15 protein-coding genes are annotated in these 16,419 nt (G+C 60.3%); 9 read left to right on the top strand and 6 right to left on the bottom strand.

Features of this window, described 5'->3' with window-relative positions; translation table 11 throughout:
- The first annotated feature begins 279 nt into the window (after nucleotides 1-279).
- From greA to J1W56_RS07065, 3 genes are read left to right on the top strand one after another with little or no spacing between them, the layout of a single operon-like run.
- Entirely contained in the window at nucleotides 280-753 is a 474-nt protein-coding gene (gene greA / locus J1W56_RS07055; RefSeq protein WP_112526015.1) for a transcription elongation factor GreA, read from the top strand.
- A complete protein-coding gene (locus J1W56_RS07060; RefSeq protein WP_223612613.1) occupies nucleotides 725-1,825 on the top strand; it encodes a glycosyltransferase family 4 protein in 1,101 nt (366 codons plus the stop codon). The genes greA and J1W56_RS07060 overlap by 29 nt, the downstream gene beginning before the upstream one ends.
- A complete protein-coding gene (locus J1W56_RS07065; RefSeq protein ID WP_223612614.1) occupies nucleotides 1,822-2,550 on the top strand; it encodes a glycosyltransferase family 25 protein in 729 nt (242 codons plus the stop codon). Before J1W56_RS07060 ends, J1W56_RS07065 begins: the two co-directional genes overlap by 4 nt.
- Here J1W56_RS07065 and J1W56_RS07070 read toward each other — a convergent pair.
- Together J1W56_RS07070 and J1W56_RS07075 are read right to left on the bottom strand one after the other, a co-directional pair.
- A complete protein-coding gene (locus J1W56_RS07070; RefSeq protein WP_223612615.1) occupies nucleotides 2,547-3,017 on the bottom strand; it encodes an Lrp/AsnC family transcriptional regulator in 471 nt (156 codons plus the stop codon). The two genes, J1W56_RS07065 and J1W56_RS07070, sit on opposite strands and share 4 nt — an antisense overlap.
- Nucleotides 3,018-3,130: 113 nt before the next feature.
- A complete protein-coding gene (locus tag J1W56_RS07075; RefSeq protein ID WP_223612616.1) occupies nucleotides 3,131-4,531 on the bottom strand; it encodes a TrkH family potassium uptake protein in 1,401 nt (466 codons plus the stop codon).
- 277 nt (nucleotides 4,532-4,808) lie between these two features.
- Here J1W56_RS07075 and trxB point away from each other — a divergent pair, with 277 nt between their 5' ends.
- Nucleotides 4,809-5,783: a thioredoxin-disulfide reductase gene (trxB, locus tag J1W56_RS07080; protein ID WP_223612617.1), complete on the top strand. Its 975-nt coding sequence runs from the start codon at nucleotides 4,809-4,811 to the stop codon at nucleotides 5,781-5,783.
- 60 nt (nucleotides 5,784-5,843) lie between these two features.
- Complete coding sequence (locus tag J1W56_RS07085) at nucleotides 5,844-6,740, top strand: LysR family transcriptional regulator (RefSeq protein WP_105732078.1); 897 nt, start codon at nucleotides 5,844-5,846, stop codon at nucleotides 6,738-6,740.
- Between the two features lie 338 nt (nucleotides 6,741-7,078).
- Here J1W56_RS07085 and msrP read toward each other — a convergent pair whose 3' ends face one another.
- Together msrP and J1W56_RS07095 are read right to left on the bottom strand one after the other, a co-directional pair.
- A complete protein-coding gene (gene msrP, locus J1W56_RS07090; RefSeq protein ID WP_223612618.1) occupies nucleotides 7,079-8,059 on the bottom strand; it encodes a protein-methionine-sulfoxide reductase catalytic subunit MsrP in 981 nt (326 codons plus the stop codon).
- A gap of 140 nt (nucleotides 8,060-8,199) precedes the next feature.
- A complete protein-coding gene (locus J1W56_RS07095; RefSeq protein WP_223612619.1) occupies nucleotides 8,200-9,402 on the bottom strand; it encodes a pyridoxal phosphate-dependent aminotransferase in 1,203 nt (400 codons plus the stop codon).
- A gap of 237 nt (nucleotides 9,403-9,639) precedes the next feature.
- On the opposite strand from J1W56_RS07095, the gene J1W56_RS07100 reads away from it, so the two are divergent.
- Entirely contained in the window at nucleotides 9,640-10,266 is a 627-nt protein-coding gene (locus J1W56_RS07100) for a glutathione S-transferase family protein (protein ID WP_223612620.1), read from the top strand.
- On the opposite strand, the gene J1W56_RS07105 is transcribed toward J1W56_RS07100, so the two are convergent.
- The gene (locus tag J1W56_RS07105; protein ID WP_223612621.1) at nucleotides 10,255-11,181 is read right to left on the bottom strand and encodes a LysR family transcriptional regulator; all 927 of its coding nucleotides are present in this window, start codon (nucleotides 11,179-11,181) and stop codon (nucleotides 10,255-10,257) included. The genes J1W56_RS07100 and J1W56_RS07105 overlap by 12 nt on opposite strands.
- Before the next feature lie 123 nt (nucleotides 11,182-11,304).
- On the opposite strand from J1W56_RS07105, the gene J1W56_RS07110 reads away from it, so the two are divergent.
- Both J1W56_RS07110 and J1W56_RS07115 read left to right on the top strand, forming a co-directional pair.
- The gene (locus J1W56_RS07110; protein WP_223612622.1) at nucleotides 11,305-12,336 is read left to right on the top strand and encodes a zinc-dependent alcohol dehydrogenase family protein; all 1,032 of its coding nucleotides are present in this window, start codon (nucleotides 11,305-11,307) and stop codon (nucleotides 12,334-12,336) included.
- A 213-nt stretch (nucleotides 12,337-12,549) separates the two neighbouring features.
- Nucleotides 12,550-13,971 carry an amidohydrolase gene (locus J1W56_RS07115; protein WP_223612623.1) on the top strand — a complete coding sequence of 474 codons (1,422 nt, stop codon included), beginning with the start codon at nucleotides 12,550-12,552 and terminating at the stop codon, nucleotides 13,969-13,971.
- Between the two features lie 89 nt (nucleotides 13,972-14,060).
- Here the strand turns inward: J1W56_RS07115 and J1W56_RS07120 are convergent, their stop codons facing one another.
- A complete protein-coding gene (locus J1W56_RS07120; protein WP_027233379.1) occupies nucleotides 14,061-14,273 on the bottom strand; it encodes a cold-shock protein in 213 nt (70 codons plus the stop codon).
- 333 nt (nucleotides 14,274-14,606) lie between these two features.
- Between J1W56_RS07120 and J1W56_RS07125 the strand changes: the two genes are divergently transcribed.
- Nucleotides 14,607-16,391: an ABC transporter ATP-binding protein/permease gene (locus J1W56_RS07125; protein ID WP_223612624.1), complete on the top strand. Its 1,785-nt coding sequence runs from the start codon at nucleotides 14,607-14,609 to the stop codon at nucleotides 16,389-16,391.
- Nucleotides 16,392-16,419 lie beyond the last annotated feature (28 nt).

The following is a 16,419-nucleotide window of genomic DNA, read 5'->3' on the forward strand; positions in this document are numbered from 1 at the left end:
ACAGAATATCCGCGGTCATCCCTTGCCCGCAACCTGCTCTATCGATTGCCGTGATGGACTGCAAGAGCCCCGAAGGCAGCATTGCTCCCCAGCGGCACAGGGAAAACCGGCCGATCCGCGACATTTTCTACTTTCTTCGTGAAATCGCCGGAAAGAGTGCTATATTAAACGACGAATGACTGAACGGTTCCGAAGTCTTGAGCTTCGGTGACCGTTTTCTTTTTGTGTCGCGCGGCCCTGGCGGGGCGCATTTGACACTTGACTGCGAAAGGAGAGGGCATGGAAAAGGTCCCGATGACTCAAGGCGGATTTGACAAGCTCAAGGAAGAATTGCGCTGGCGCCAGCAGGAAGAGCGGCCCCGCATCATCCTGGCAATTTCGGAAGCGCGCGCCCATGGCGACCTCTCGGAAAATGCCGAGTATCATGCCGCCAAGGAAGCCCAGAGCCACAATGAAGGCCGCGTCAGCGAGCTCGAAGGCTATATCGGGCATGCCGAAATCATCGATATCTCGAAATTGTCCGGCGACAAGATCAAGTTTGGCGCCACCGTCCAGCTGATCGACGAAGATACGGAAGACAAGAAGATCTACCAGATCGTCGGCGATCAGGAAGCTGATCCGAAAGCCGGCCGCATTTCCATTTCCTCACCCATCGCCCGTGCCCTGATCGGCAAGAGCGAAGGCGACACGATCGAGGTCAATGCACCGGGCGGCGCCCGTTCGTATGAAATCGTCGGGTTCAAGTTCGCCTGATATCGTGCCGGAACCGGTAAGCAACGTCGAGGTGATCGCTCCGAATTTCAAGCGCAAGCTTTCCGGGGTCACCTCGACTATCGTGCAGCTCATTCCGCTGCAGCGGGCCAACGGTCTCAAAATCGTGGCCATGGGACCGGGTCTTCCCGACACCCTGCCGAAAATCGGGTGGCGTTCGCTGCCCGGTTTCTGGTTCAGGCCAAAGACCAGACCCTTCCGAATCTGGCATGCCCGCCGCAACAACGAGATGCTTGCGGGCGTTCTGATGCGCCATGTCCTGCGCATGAAGCTGTCGCTGCTCTTTACCTCGGCAGCGCAGCGCGACCACAAGCCCTTCACCAAATGGCTGATCCGGCGGATGAACGCCGTGATTGCCACCAGCGCCAAATCCGGCAGCTATCTGCAGGTGCCGCACACCGTGATCATGCATGGGGTGGATACGGACACGTTCCATCCGCCGGCAACGCCCGAGGATGCCTTTGCCGCCTCCGGCCTGCCGGGCACATATCTTGTCGGCTGTTCCGGGCGTATCCGCCATTCGAAGGGCACGGATCTTTTTGTCGATGCCATGATCAATCTCCTGCCGCGCTATCCCGCGTGGACGGCCGTGATGACGGGCCGGACAACCGCCGAGCACAAGGGGTTCGAGCAGGCACTGCGCGACAAGATTGCCACGGCGGGATTGCAGGATCGCCTGCTCTTTCTGGGCGAAGTGCCTGACGTGAAACTCTGGTACCGCCGCATGACCCTTTATGTCGCGCCGTCGCGCAATGAAGGTTTCGGCCTGACGCCACTGGAAGCCATGGCCTCGCAAACCGCCGTTGTGACCAGCGATGCCGGCGCCTATGCGGAGATGGTGGAGCGCGCCACGGGCACCGTTGTTCCGGCGGGTGACCGGCCGGCACTGGAAGAGGCCATCGAGCGCTATCTCGCCGATCCGGCAAAATGCGAGGAAGCCGGAAAGGCCGGGCTCGAACATGTGCGGGAAAATTTCCCGCTGCAGAACGAAGCGGAGAAAATCCTCACCGTCTACGAGCGCCTGTTCGCGGGCAGCATCCGGGCCGGATCATGAAGGTTGCCGCGTTCATCATTCACCTCAAGCGTGCTGAAAAACGCGGCGCGCATGTCAGGGCATTGATGCAGCGGCTGCCGGTTGCAGCGGAGATTATCGACGCCGTCGACGCGCAGCAGCTTAGCGAGGGTGAAATCACAGCGGTCTACAGCCGGACATCCCGGCATTTCCCGCCTTATCCCTTCCCGTTGCGCACCACCGAGATCGCCTGCTTTCTCTCGCATCGCAAGGCGTGGCAGGCGATTGTCGACGGCAATCTCGATGCGGGCCTGGTCATCGAGGACGATGTCGATATCGATCCGGGCTTTGCCGATCAGCTGAAACTGGCGATGGAGACGGTGCGGCCCGGCGATTACATCCGCTTTCCGCGCTGGACACGGGGCGAAAAGGGCGGCGATATTGCCCGCCAGGGTGGTAACGCCGTCATGCAGCCCGCATTGCCCGGCCTCGGCATGCAGATGCAGCTGATCGGTCGCGATGCCGCGATTGCGCTGCTTGCAGCGACGAAGCGGTTCGACCGGCCGGTGGACACCACGCTGCAGATGCGCTGGCTGCACCCGGTGCGCATGCTGTCCGCCCGGCCCATCACCATTCGCGAGATCGATTTCAATCTCGGCGGCACGGTCGTCCAGGGCAAGAAAACGCTTTCGGACAAGCTGAAGCGCGAAGTGCTCCGGCCGTACTACCGTGTCTTGCTGTTCTTCTATTCGAAAATTCGCGGTTAGAGCACCATCAAGGGTTCGTTCTTGACCGCGCGGATGGTCAGCGACGTGCGGACGGAATCGACATTCGGCGTCGATGTCAGGTCTTCGATAACGAAATTCTGGAAAATGCTGATGTCGCTCGCCACGCAATGCAGGAGGAAGTCGGATTCGCCCGACACCATCCATGCGCGGCGCACGATGGTCCAGCTGTTGGTCTTTTCGGCAAAGCTCTTCAGGTCGGCGTCCGATTGCCGGTGCAGCCTGATCATGCAGAAGGCGACGATATCCTGGCCGAGGATCGAACCGTTCAGGATGGCCCTGTAGCCCTGGATGATGCCGCCTTCCTCCAGCTTGCGCACCCGGCGCAGGCAGGGCGGTGCCGATATGCCGACACGTTCGGCAAGCTCCACATTGGTGATGCGGCCATTGTCCTGAAGCTGTTTCAGGATTTTCCAGTCGATCTCGTCCAAGTCCGCCTTCAAAGGCATGGTCTGATTATATCCCTGTCAAAAAGGCGCTTACAGCGAGCACCATAGGCGATTCCTGCCGCTGTGTAATGCATTCGCATCCGGTTACAAACAGGTTCATAGCAGGAAAGCCTCTACCGGCTCCAGAAGCTGCGCGTAAACAGAATGACGACCGTGATGATTTCCAGCCGGCCCGCCAGCATGAGATAGCTCAGGAGCAGAAGCGAGGGGTCGCTGAGCGTCGAAAAGTTGCCGACCGGCCCGATTGTATCGCCGAAACCCGGCCCGACATTGGAAAGCGCCGTCAGTGCCCCGGTGATCGACGTGCCGAGATCGTTGCCGAGGATCGTCAGCGCCGTGGCTCCAACGATCAGTGAGGACATGTAGAGAAAGATGAAAAGCAGCGCGGATTGCGCGACCTGCGGGCTGATTTCCGCCCGGCCATAGCGCATCTTGATAACGGCGTTCGGCCTGATCAGCCGCGTCAGGCTGGCGGATGCCAGTTGCCAGAGAATGATCAGGCGATTGAGCTTGATGCCACCCGACGTCGATCCGGCGCAGCCGCCGATGAACGTCACGATGAAGAAAATGCCGAGGGCTTCCGGCCCCCAGCGCGTGTAATCTTCGGTGGCAAAACCGGTGGTTGAGATAATTGATACGAGATTGAACGCGGCGGCAATCAGGGCATCGCCAAACCCGATGCCGGTTTCCAGCGTGAGCCCCACCGCCAGGAAAAAGCTGAGGCCGACGACGATAACGAGGAACAATGTCACCTGCGGGTCGGCGAGCGAGGTCAGGCGCTGCGGCATGACGGCCTTGATGTAGAGCACGAAGGGCAGGGCGCCGAGCACCATGAAGATGGTGGCGATGACGAGAATGGCCCGGTTGTGGGCATAGAAGCCCAGGGATGAATCATGCGTGGAAAAGCCGGCGGTGGCGACAGTCGTCATGCCGTGATTGACCGCATCGAACATGCCCATGCCGGCGGCGAAGTAAGACAGGGTGCACAGCACCGTCAGGCTGACATAGGCGATGATGATGCCGGTGGCGATCTGGTGGATGCGCGGCAGGATTTTCTCCGACTTGTCCGAGGATTCCATGTGCAGGAGCTGGATGCCGCCCACGCGCAGCGACGGCAGCAGCAACAGGCCGAGGCCGACGAAACCGAAACCGCCGAACCAGCACAGGAGCGAGCGCCAGAGCAGGATGCCGCGCGGCATGGCATCGAGCCCTGTCAGCACGGTGGCGCCCGTCGAGGTGATGCCGGACATGGATTCGAACAGCGCCTTGGCGAAACTGATCGGCAGCGTCGAGAAATAGAGGGGCAGGGACCCGAGCAGCGCCGCCGTGAGCCAGACGGAAACGATCAGGAGAAAGCCGAGGCGCGGGGTAAACCGGATGTCGGGATTGTGGGTCGCAAGGGCGACAAGCCCGCAGAGCACACCGGTGAAAATCGCCGATTCCACGAACGTGATCCAGTCCCGGTTGCCGATATGCAGATCAACAGCGGCGGGAATCAGCATGGCTGCCGCCATGACCAGACCAAATCGCGCGCAAATATTGATGATGGTGCGAAAAATGAGCGGACCTCAGAACGGGAAGAGAGACATGGGAATGTTTCATAACCGGTTCCGTCAGGCGCCACAATGCGCGCCAAACGGCAAAACACCGCGTACAAGCTGTGGCTAACCGGCCTATATCACGCGCAGACCTTGCAACGGAGGGGGCTGACCCACTACCTTATGGCATTGGAAATGATCATAAGTCTGCTCCCAACCCGTTCTGGCTGAACATCTGTTTATAGGTCTTGATATGTCACAGCGCCACGTGCCCGTCCTCATTATCGGTTCCGGTCCTGCCGGCTATACCGCAGCCATCTATGCGGCCCGCGCCAACCTGAAACCTGTGATCGTTGCCGGTCTGCAGCAGGGCGGCCAGCTGATGATCACCACGGATGTCGAGAACTATCCGGGCTATGCCGATCCGGTGCAGGGGCCATGGATGATGGACCAGATGCGCATTCAGGCCGAACATGTCGGCGCCGAGATCATTCACGATATCATCACGGAAGTGGACATTTCCGTCCGGCCGTTCCGCCTCGTCGGCGATGGCGGCACGCAGTACACCTGCGATGCGCTGATCATCGCGACGGGTGCGCAGGCGAAATGGCTTGGAATCCCGACCGAACAGGCCTTCATGGGCTTCGGTGTTTCCGCCTGTGCCACATGCGACGGTTTCTTCTACCGCAACAAGGATGTCGTCGTTGTCGGCGGCGGCAATACGGCCGTCGAGGAAGCGCTCTATCTCGCCAATCTGGCAAAGTCCGTCACGGTCGTGCATCGCCGCGATCATTTCCGTGCGGAAAAAATTCTGCAGGACCGCCTGTTTGCCCGCGAAAATGTCAAAGTCGTCTGGGACAACGTTATCGACGAAATCACGGGTTCGGAGGCAAAGCCGCCTATGGCAGCATCGGTTTCCGGCGTGCGCCTGAAGAATGTCAAGACAGGCGAGACGACGGACCTTGCAACGCATGGTGTTTTTGTCGCCATCGGGCATGCGCCGGCAGTTGAACTGTTCAAGGGGAAACTCAAGCATAAGCCGAATGGCTATCTGTGGACCGCTGCGGATTCGACGGCGACCGATGTTCCCGGTGTTTTCGCCGCCGGCGATGTCACCGACGATATCTATCGTCAGGCCGTGACAGCGGCCGGAATGGGCTGCATGGCAGCCCTTGAGGCCGAACGCTGGCTGGCGGCACAGGAACCGGTGCGCCAGGCTGCCGAATAACGGCGTTTGAGATAAGGCCGGTTGCGATATGCGGAACCGGAACGGGGGAGAGACTGCGCCATGTCGCTTGACTGGGACAAATTGCGAATATTCCATGCTGCGGCGGAGGCTGGGTCATTCACCCATGCCGCCGAGACGCTGCATCTGTCGCAATCGGCCATCTCCCGCCAGGTGAGCGCATTGGAGCAGGATGTCGGCGTTCCCCTGTTTCACCGGCATGCGCGCGGCCTTATCCTGACCGAGCAGGGCGAGGTGCTGTACCGCACGGCGCATGAAGTGCTGATGAAGCTGGAAAACGTCCGCTCGCGCCTCACCGAAAGCAAGGACCGCCCGTCGGGCAAGCTGCGCGTCACCACCACCGTCGGTCTCGGTTCCGGCTGGCTGATCGAGCGCGTGCAGGAATTCATCGAGCTTTATCCTGAAGTGCAGCTGCAGCTGCTGCTCGACAACGAGGAGCTGGATCTAACGATGCGCCATGCGGATTGTGCGATCCGCCTGCGCCAGCCGCAGCAGCCCGATCTGATCCAGCGGCGGCTGTTCACGGTGCATATGCACGTCTACGCCTCGCCGGGCTACATCGCCAAATACGGCAAGATCGAAAACATCGACGAGATCGATTCCCATCGCATCGTCAGCTTCGGCGAGCCTGCCCCGTCGTACCTCACCAACCTCAACTGGCTGGAAGGGATCGGCCGGTCCGACGGCAATCTGCGGCCTGCCGTTCTGCAGATCAACAACCTCTTGTCGATCAAGCGCGCCATCCAGAAGGGTGTCGGCCTTGGTGTGCTTCCCGATTACATGGTCGAGAAGGATTCGACCCTCGTGCGCCTGCTGCCGGAGATGGAGCTGCCATCCTTCGATACGTTCTTCTGTTATCCCGAGGGAATCAAGAACGCGGCGAAATTGCACGTGTTTCGAGATTTCCTTTTCTCGAAGGCGCGCACCTGGTCCTATTGATCGGTTGTTTTCGCATTTTTGCGAAAAAATTTTCTTTCGTAAGCGGGCCGGTTCGGAGCATGATCTTGCCGGATTGCATCGCAAACACGCGCTCTCATTTCAAAAATGCCGATAAATTGTCGGTATGCATTTGGTGCATGGGTGCATTGCACAATTGGGGGATTGCAAGAAACGGTTAAAGGGCCCATATCCACATCACTAGCCGATGCGTCTCCTCCTCCCATTGCGCATCCGCTAGTGTTCCCCTCTGGAGGTTTTGCCAGAAATGGCATCCTTCAAAACTTAAGGCCGGGCAATTGTCCGGCCTCTTTTCTTTTCTGGGGTATGTTTCCAAAAAATCAGCGATAGAGCGTTTCGTTTTCGAGCCCCGTGTAGAGGGACGCGACCTGATCGCCATAGCCATTGAACAACAGTGTCGGCACGGTTTCACCCGTGTGCAGCACGCGCTCCTGTGCCTGGCTCCAGCGCGGATGTGCCACCGCCGGATTGACGTTGGCCCAGAAACCGTACTCGTTCGACGCCAGTTCTTCCCAGAAACTCACCGGCCGCTTGTCGGTGAAGGTGATCCTGCGGATCGACTTGATCGACTTGAACCCGTATTTCCACGGGAGGGCGAGGCGGATCGGCGCGCCGAACTGGTTGAGGAGGGGCTTGCCATAGGCGCCCGTCACCAGGAAGGCGAGCTCATTGGCCGCTTCCGTCATGGTGACGCCCTCCACATAGGGCCATGTATAGAGAAAGCCGTTCTGGCCGCTGGCCATGGACGGGTCGTTGAAGGTTTCAAACCGGATATATTTGGCCGAGGCGAGCGGCTTTGCCATCTCAACCAGTTTGGCCAGCGAAAAGCCGGTCCATGGAATGGTCATCGACCATGCCTCGACGCAGCGGTGCCGATAGAGGCGCTCTTCCAGCGGGATTTTTGCTTCAAGATCGGCGAATTCGATGGTGAAAGGTTTTTCCACCATGCCATCGATGTCGATCGCCCAGGGATTGGTGATGAGGCTCTGCGCTTCCGCATAAATGCCCTTGTCCGATCCGAATTCGTAGAAATTGTTGTATTTCGCGTTGATCTCTTCCGGGGTCAGGCTGCGGTCGAGCGTATAGGCGTCATTGCGTCTGGCCGGATAGAACGCCGGATTGCCGGCGGGTCTATGCTCCGCCGCTGCACGCGCTGCCTTTGGCAGTGCCGTGAGCGCAGCGGTTGCCAGCGCACCAAGGCCCCAGGCCTGCAGGATCGACCGCCGGTTGAGGAATGCCGCCTCCGGGGTTGCCAGGGCTTCGGCTATCGCCCAGGCGGGCTTGCGGTGAATGGCGGCCATAACTGTTCTTTCATCTCTGCGGCGTTGCGGTGGAAATATGCCATTTCCGTGCAAGAACGATCAACACAAAGCCGTGAAGCCTTTGCCGCAAAGAAAAAGGGGCCAATCGGCCCCTTTTTGTCTTCAATCCGGTTGTGCGATCAGCGCAGGCTGGCGCAGAAGCGCTGGATGCGCTTGCCGGCTTCCTCGAGCTTGGCATCCGACGTCGCATAGGAAATGCGCAGGTTCGGTCCAAGGCCGAACGCCGAGCCATGCACGGCGGCAACGGCTTCGCTCGACAGCAGTTCGCTGACGAAATCCTCGTCGGTTTCGATCACCTTGCCCGACGGCGCTGTCTTGCCGATGGCGGCTGCGCAGGACGGGTAGACGTAGAAGGCGCCTTCCGGCTTGGGGCACTGCAGCAGCGGCGCCTGGTTCAGCATGGAAACGATGAGATCGCGGCGGCCTTCGAACGCCTTCTTGAACACCGGCAGGTGTTCCTGCGTGCCATCCAGTGCCTCGACGGCAGCCCATTGCGAAATGGCACTGGTGCCGGATGTCTGCTGACCCTGCACCATGTCCATGGCGTTGATCAGTGCCTGCGGTCCGGCGGCGTAGCCGATGCGCCAGCCGGTCATGGCATAGGCCTTCGATACGCCGTTCATGGTCAGCGTACGGTCATAGAGGCTTGGCTCGACCTGTGCCGGGGTGACGAACTTGAAGTCGCCATAGGTCAGGTGCTCGTACATGTCGTCGGTGAGAACCCAGACATGCGGATGACGCACGAGAACGTCGGTGATCTTCTTCAGCTCATCCCAGCTGTAGGCGGCACCCGAAGGATTGGACGGCGAATTGAGAATGACCCACTTGGTCTTCGGCGTGATGGCGCGTTCCAGATCTTCCGGCTGCAGCTTGAATTCATGCTGCTGCGTGGCCGAGACGATAACCGGGGTGCCGCCGCACAGCGCCACCATTTCCGGGTAGCTCACCCAGTACGGCGCAACGCAGATGACTTCGTCGCCGGGGTTCAGCGTGGCGAGCAGCGCGTTGTAGATGACGTGCTTGCCGCCCGTGGAGACGATGGTCTGGCTCGGCTTGTAGTCCAGCTCGTTCTCGCGCTTGAACTTGCGGGTGATCGCCTCGCGCAGCGGCACGATGCCGGAAACCGGGGTATACTTGGTCTCGCCGCGGCGGATGGCGGCAATGGCGGCTTCCTTGATGTTGTCGGGCGTATCAAAATCCGGTTCGCCAACGGAGAGCGAGATCACATCCCGGCCTTCGGCTTTCAGATCGCGTGCTTTCTGGGTGATCGCAATCGTTGCGGAAACCTTCACACGGGAAAGGGCGTCGGCGAGGAATGCCATGGTATCGTTCTCCTGAAGCGGGTGTTTGACAAGGGGTAGCCGGTGTGCGGGTCTGCTATGTCGCAACAGGCGCGGAATCGCAAGCAAAAGCGTGCGCAAAAGGCTTCACATCGCGCTGTTTCTATGCAGGGTGTGACATGAAACATTCAAAGCATCACCGCCGTTCATGCGATGTTTCACGCAAACCGATGAGACCGGACACCAGCGGCGATATTCGCCCGCCACAGGAGACCAGCCATGCCGATACTTTACTCACAGCTCAGCTCCGGAAATTGCTACAAGCCGCGCCTGCTGATGGCGAAGCTCGGCCTGCCATTCGAGCATGTGGCCATTTCATCGACGGACGGATCGACGCGAAAACCGGAATTCACCGCCAAGAACCCCAATGGCAAGGTGCCGCTGCTCGAGCTGGACGATGGCCGGTTTTTGGCGGAGTCCAATGCAATCCTGCTCTATCTGGCTGAGGGAACCCGGTTCATCCCCGATGATGCCTATGCGCGCGGCCTGATGTATCAATGGCTGTTCTTCGAACAATATACGCACGAGCCCAATATCGCGGTGCGCCGCGCCCTGCTTGTCTATCCCGAACGGGCGAAGGATGCGACGCCGGAACGGCTGGCGGCAACGCTGGAAGGCGGCAACAAGGCGCTGCTCGTCATGGAACAGCAACTGCAGAAGACGCCCTATTTCGCCGGTGACGCCATCAGCATCGCCGACATCGCGCTCTATGCCTATACCCATGAGGCCAACCAGGGCGGCTATGATCTCTCGGCCTATCCGTCCGTGGCGAAATGGCTGAGCCGGGTTGCCGGCGACGAGGGCCATGTGCCGATCACCTGGCTGCCGGAGGTGTCAGGCGGCTGATTTGATTTCGCCGTCTGTGCCGGTCATGCCGGGCAGGCGGGAGGCGAGGGCGTCGATGAGCACGCGCATGCGCGCCGGCATGAAGGGCGCCCGCGGCCAGACGGCATGGGTATCGAAAACCAGCGGTTCGACGTCGGGCAGAACCCGGACAAGACTGCCGCTGTGCACCCGTTCGCGAATGAGCCAGCAGGGCAGCCAGGCGAGCCCCATGCCGGCGACCGCCATATCGGCGGCGGTATCCAGATCATCGAGGATCAGCCGGGTGCGGGCCGGGGCCGCATAGGTACCGCCCTTGCCATCGGGGAAAAGCCAGGGCCGGGTGTTGCCGTCGCGGCCATAGACGATGGAGGCGTGCTCGGCGATATCCTCGATGGTGCGCGGGGTTCCGCGCGCGGCGAGATAGGACGGCGCTGCACAGATGGTCATGCGCTGGCGTGCGATGCGGCGGGCGGTGAGGACGGCGCTGTCGGGCAGGACCGCGTTGCGGACAACGAGGTCATAGCCTTCCTCGATCAGGTCCACCGGCCGGTCGGTGAAAGACACGTCGAAGCGCAACGCCGCGTATTGGCGGGAGAGGTCGGCAATGACGGGCGCCACGCAGTAACGGCCGAATATCACGGGAACGCTGATGCGCAGGCGGCCAGCCGGTTGTTCCCTGTCGGAGGCCAGGGCACCTTCCGCCATGTCGAGTTCCGCCAGAATGCGCACGCAATGCGCGTAGAAGGCGTTGCCGTCGCTCGTCAGCGTGAACGCCCGCGTGGTGCGATGGCAGAGACGCACGCCAAGCCGTTCCTCCAGCCGGGCGACCGCCTTGCCGACGGCCGAGCGCGACAGGTGCAGTTTTTGCGCGGCGGCGGAAAATCCGCCGGCATCCACCACGGTGACAAACTCCTGAATACCTGCAAGCCGGTCCATTCTTCGCTCCATTGTAGAACAGAACGATACAATAATGGGTGGAATGGGCGCAACTGCATCGTGTCGCGATCATATAAAACGCTGTTCTCACCCCGGCTGGCGGGGCCTGCAAGGACAGAGATGATGACGAAGACGATGAAACGCTGGACGCTGAATGGGGCCGGACGCGACAATCTCAAACTGGTCGAGGCCGAGGTGCCAACGCCGGGGCCCGGTGAAATCCTGGTCAAGGCCGCGGCGGCTTCCCTCAATTACCGCGACAAGCTGCTGGTCGATCTCGGCTTTGGATTGCTGGCGCCCCAGACGGAACCGCTCACGCCGCTGTCGGATCTGTCCGGCACGGTTGCGGCGGTCGGCGCCGGCGTGACGCGCTTTGCCGCGGGCGACCGCGTCATCTCGACCTTCCTGCCCGACTGGATCGATGGCAATGGTCCCGGCACGGCGCGCGATCCCAATGGCCGCACCCTTGGCGGGCCGATGCAGGGGGTTCTGGCCGAATATGTCGTGCTGCACGAGGACTGGGCGGTTCGGGCGCCGGATACGCTGACCGGTCTCCAGTCCAGCACGCTGCCCTGCGCCGGCCTCACCGCCTGGACCGCCCTGGTCGAACGCGGCAGGCTCAGGGCCGGGCAGACCGTGGTCGTCATCGGAACCGGCGGCGTGTCGATCTTCGGCATGCAGATTGCGCTGATGCATGGGGCAGAGGTTATCGTTGTCTCCGGCGACGACAAGAAACTCGCCTGGGCCAGGGAACTTGGTGCCCATCATGGGATCAACCGCCAGAAGGAGGATTGGGTCGAAGCCGTCTACCGGCTGACCGGCGATCACGGCGCCGACCACATCCTTGAGACGATCGGCGGCGCCCATCTCGACAAATCCCTGCGCGTGGCGGCGGTCGGCGGACGCATTTCGCTGATCGGGGTGATCGACGGTTTTGAGATATCCGGCGGCTTTGGCCCGTTTGCCCGCAAGCGCGTGGTCGTCGAGGGTATTCAGGTCGGGCACCGGCGGGCATTGGAGGATCTGGTTGCCGCGTTCGAACTGTCGGGTGCTACCCCCGTCATCGATGCCGTTTACACCATGGCGGATTTTACCGACGCGCTCGATCATCTGGACCGCGGACCGTTCGGCAAGGTGGTTGTCGAGATCGGCTGAGGACGCCGAGATTCACAATCGGCAGGCTCGATCCGAGCTTGCCGATTGTGTGCGGTGAATATCCTGAACGAACGGTTGCAGGGGGCACGGTTTCATTCTGCCAATGACCAGGCTCCGTTCTTGACAGCGCCGCGGGTTGGGGTACCATCGTGTTTTATTGCATTTGAAACGAATTTTTATTGCCTCTCATTTTCAGCACGAAGGTTGATTGCCATGAAACTGTTCATGCCCGCAAAGTCTTCTTCACCCCCGCGATTTGTAGCCGAAGCCATTGATGACGTGCTTGAGCGCCGTCAGTTCCTCAAGACCCTCTGTGCCTGTTGCGGATTGTTCGCGCTGGGCGTCTCGCCACTTCACGCAGCATTGAACATTGAGCCCGCTCCGGCTCGAAAGATACATGGCGTCTTCGATATGCAGGCGCACGACATCGAAGAGCGGATGATTGCCTGGCGGCGCGATATCCATGAAAATCCGGAACTGGGCAACCAGGAGGTCCGCACATCGGCGCTCGTGGCGCAGCACCTGAAGGCGCTTGGCTATGACGTCCGGGAGAAAGTCGCCACCACCGGTATTGTTGCGGTTTTGAAAGGTGAGGCGGGGGCAGGTCCGGTCATTGCCCTGCGCGCCGATATGGACGCCCTGCCTGTCGAAGAAAAGACCGATGTGTCGTTTGCATCCAAGGCGCGGGCAATCTGGGATGGTGATGACGTGCCAGTCATGCATGCCTGCGGTCATGATTGCCACGTGGCCATCCTGATGGCCGCCGCTGAAATCCTCGCGCAGAACAAGGCACATCTCAAGGGAACGGTAAAGCTTCTGTTCCAGCCTGCCGAAGAGAAACTGCCCAGGGGTGAGGTCGGCGGCGCTCGAAAGATGCTGGAAGAGGGCGCTTTCGCTGATCCGAAACCCGATGTCGTGTTTGGCCTGCATGTCGGCAGCAATCTTGCTACCGGAATGGTTGGTTATTGTTCCGGTCCTGTCACTGCAGGGTCCGATGCTTTTCGGCTGACGGTAAAAGGCAAGCAGACGCATGCCGGGGCTCCCTGGAATGGTGTTGATCCCATCGTTATCGCATCGGAAATCGTGTCGTCCATGCAGACGCTGGTCAGCCGTGAAACCGATGTCGTGCGCGAGCCGGCTGTTCTCAGCGTCGGCGTGTTCAAAGGCGGGACACGCTACAACATCATCCCTGCCAAGGTGGAACTGGCAGGCACGCTGCGCACCTCGGCCGAGCGGCAACGCCAACATATGATGGAGCGCTTCACCGAACTGGCGACGCTGGTCGCCCAGGGGATGGGGGGTGAGGCAGAGGTTATCTGGGAGGCGAACGGCTATCCGCCTGTCATCAACAACCCGGAACTGACAACCAAAATGGCCCCGACGCTTGCCCGTGTTGCCGGGATAGACAACACGAAGCTGATCGAGCGCAGCATGGGCGGTGAAGATTTCTCCTATTTCGCGCAGGCCGTTCCCGGCTTTTTCTTCAGGGTCGGGATCACGGGCAAGGGGCGGGACCCGCGGGAAGCGCCGGCCAACCACTCCGATCTGTTCCTGGTCGATGAAAGCGGCCTCATCGTCGGTTTGCGCGCCATGCTGCAACTGGTGGCTGATTACTCCGAAAGCGATATCGTCTGAGCCAGCCCGGAAATGCAAAAAGGCGGGATCAAAATCCCGCCTTTCCAAATTTGTATATTCGAAAACCTGTCGATTTTCGCGTGCGGCGATTAGCCGGCAACGCTGAGGTTGTCAGCGGACGACTTGCCCGAACGACGATCCTGTACGATTTCGTAGTTGACCTTCTGGCCGTCATTGAGGCCGCGCAGTCCTGCGCGCTCAACAGCGGAGATGTGTACGAATACGTCTGCACCGCCGGTGTCAGGCTGGATGAAACCATAGCCCTTAGTGCTGTTGAACCATTTCACTGTTCCCGTAGCCATGGGAAATTCCTTTCAGAGATATAAGACAGGCAACATACAGCTATGCTGCCCAGGGAATCGAACCTATGCAATGGAGTTCATCAGGAAGCGCAACGGGTTACGCAGGTCGCAAAGTCACTCGACCGATAAATCGATGCGGGATACATAAGACAGAATCGGAGCCGAAACAAGCGGGATTCAAATCGGCCGCATGTGCCCGTCACGCGCCCGCCCTTGACCGGGCGGAATTCAGCCTTACTTCCCTTGGGTAAATCCGGCGCTTTATCCGGTGCAATCCAACCAACAATGATAAAGTGGAGAGGCCGAATCACGGTCGTCCACGGGGGCTAACTGATGGCGGAAGACAAACAGAGCAAGACGTCCGCCATCGCCGTTGCCGGCGAAGTACAGGCGGGCCTGCTTTCTCAGCTCCGCGTTATCTTGCATGTCTACTGGATATCACCCGTCCGCAACCGGCTTGTCCTGCTGCTGCTCAGCATGTTTGCCATCATCATCATCACCTCCGCCGGCCAGGTTCGTCTCGTGCAATGGAACGGGCGCTTTCTCGACGCGCTTTCCCATCGCGATTTCCCCGCGTTTCTCAACGAACTGCTGGTTTTTCTGGGCATCGCGATCTGCCTGTTGATTCTGGCCGTCGGGCAGACCTGGTTCAATCAGATGACCCGCATGAAACTGCGCGAAGGTCTGACCCGCGACCTCATCGGCGAGTGGCTGGTTCCCCGGCGGGCCTTCAAGCTGTCGAATTCCGGGCCGATCGGCGTCAATCCCGATCAGCGTCTGCACGAGGATGCTCGCCATCTCGCCGAAATGTCGACCGACCTCGGTTTCGGCCTGTTGCAGGCCTCCATTTTGATGATGAGCTTCATCGGCGTGCTCTGGGGCCTGTCCAGCGGCTTCATCTTCAACGTCTCCGGCCACAGTTTTTCCATTCCGGGCTACATGGTGTGGGCGGCCATCCTTTATGCGGGTTCCGCTTCGTCCATCAGCTGGTTTGTCGGGCGCAAGCTGATCAAGCTCAATGCGGACCGCTACCAGCGTGAATCCGACCTGCGCTTTTCGCTGATGCGCGTCAACGAGCATATCGATGCGATTGCGCTCTACCGGGGCGAACAGGATGAAAAGGTCCGGCTTGGCCTGGATGTCGATTCGCTGCTCGCCGCGATCCGCCAGCTGGTAACGGCCTGGACGCAGCTCGTATGGGTGACCTCCGGCTATGGCTGGTTCACGCAGGTCGCCCCCTATCTGGTGGCCGCGCCCGTGTATTTTGCCGGTAACCTGTCATTCGGCGGTCTGATCATCGCCGTCGGCGCTTTTAATCAGGTCCAGGCATCGCTCAAATGGTTCGTCGACAATTTCAGCGCCATTGCCGACTGGCGCGCCACGCTCTTGCGCGTGACGTCATTCCGGCAGGCGGTCCAGTCGATGGACACGCTGAACAGCGTCGAGCAGCGCATCAAGTTCTCCCAGTCGGAAAGCAACCAGCTTGTTTTCGATACGCTCAAGATCACGGCGCCGCTGGCAACCGTGCGCCTGAAGGAGAAGAAGGCGGTCGTCAATGCGGGCGAACGGGTGCTGATCACCAGCGAACCCGGCATCGACAGGACGTTGCTTTTCCGTGCGATTGCCGGTCTGTGGCCATGGGGTGCCGGCAATATTGCCCTGCCGAAAGACACGGCGATCCTCTATATGCCGCGCTCGCCCTATTTTCCGCCGGGCAGCCTGCGGGAGGTCATGTCCTATCCGCTTGGGAAGGGGGCCTTTCCCGACAGCGAGCTCATTTCGGCGCTGCATGAGCTGGGCCTGGACCGCCTCAAGACCATGCTCGACTTCCGCTCGCGCTGGGACCGCGAACTGAGCGACGACGAGCAGCAATCCCTGGCCTTTGCCCGCCTGATGCTGCACAAGCCGGACTGGGTGGTCATCGACGAGGCGCTGGATGCCATGGAAGCGGGCGCACATGACCGGGTGATGGCCGTGCTGCGCGACAAGCTCGCCAAGTCCACCGTGGTGCATATCGGGCGCGAGGACATGAGCAACCACGTCTTTTCCAAGGTGCTGCACTTTGTCAGCGATCCCAGCGGCCACGGCATGGAAGCGGAAGGGCTGAGCGGCGTCTAGGCGCTTTGCTGCTGCGCCATTTGTGCTG

The organism is Phyllobacterium calauticae, assembly GCF_019991125.1.
GTDB classification, from domain to species: domain Bacteria; phylum Pseudomonadota; class Alphaproteobacteria; order Rhizobiales; family Rhizobiaceae; genus Phyllobacterium; species Phyllobacterium calauticae.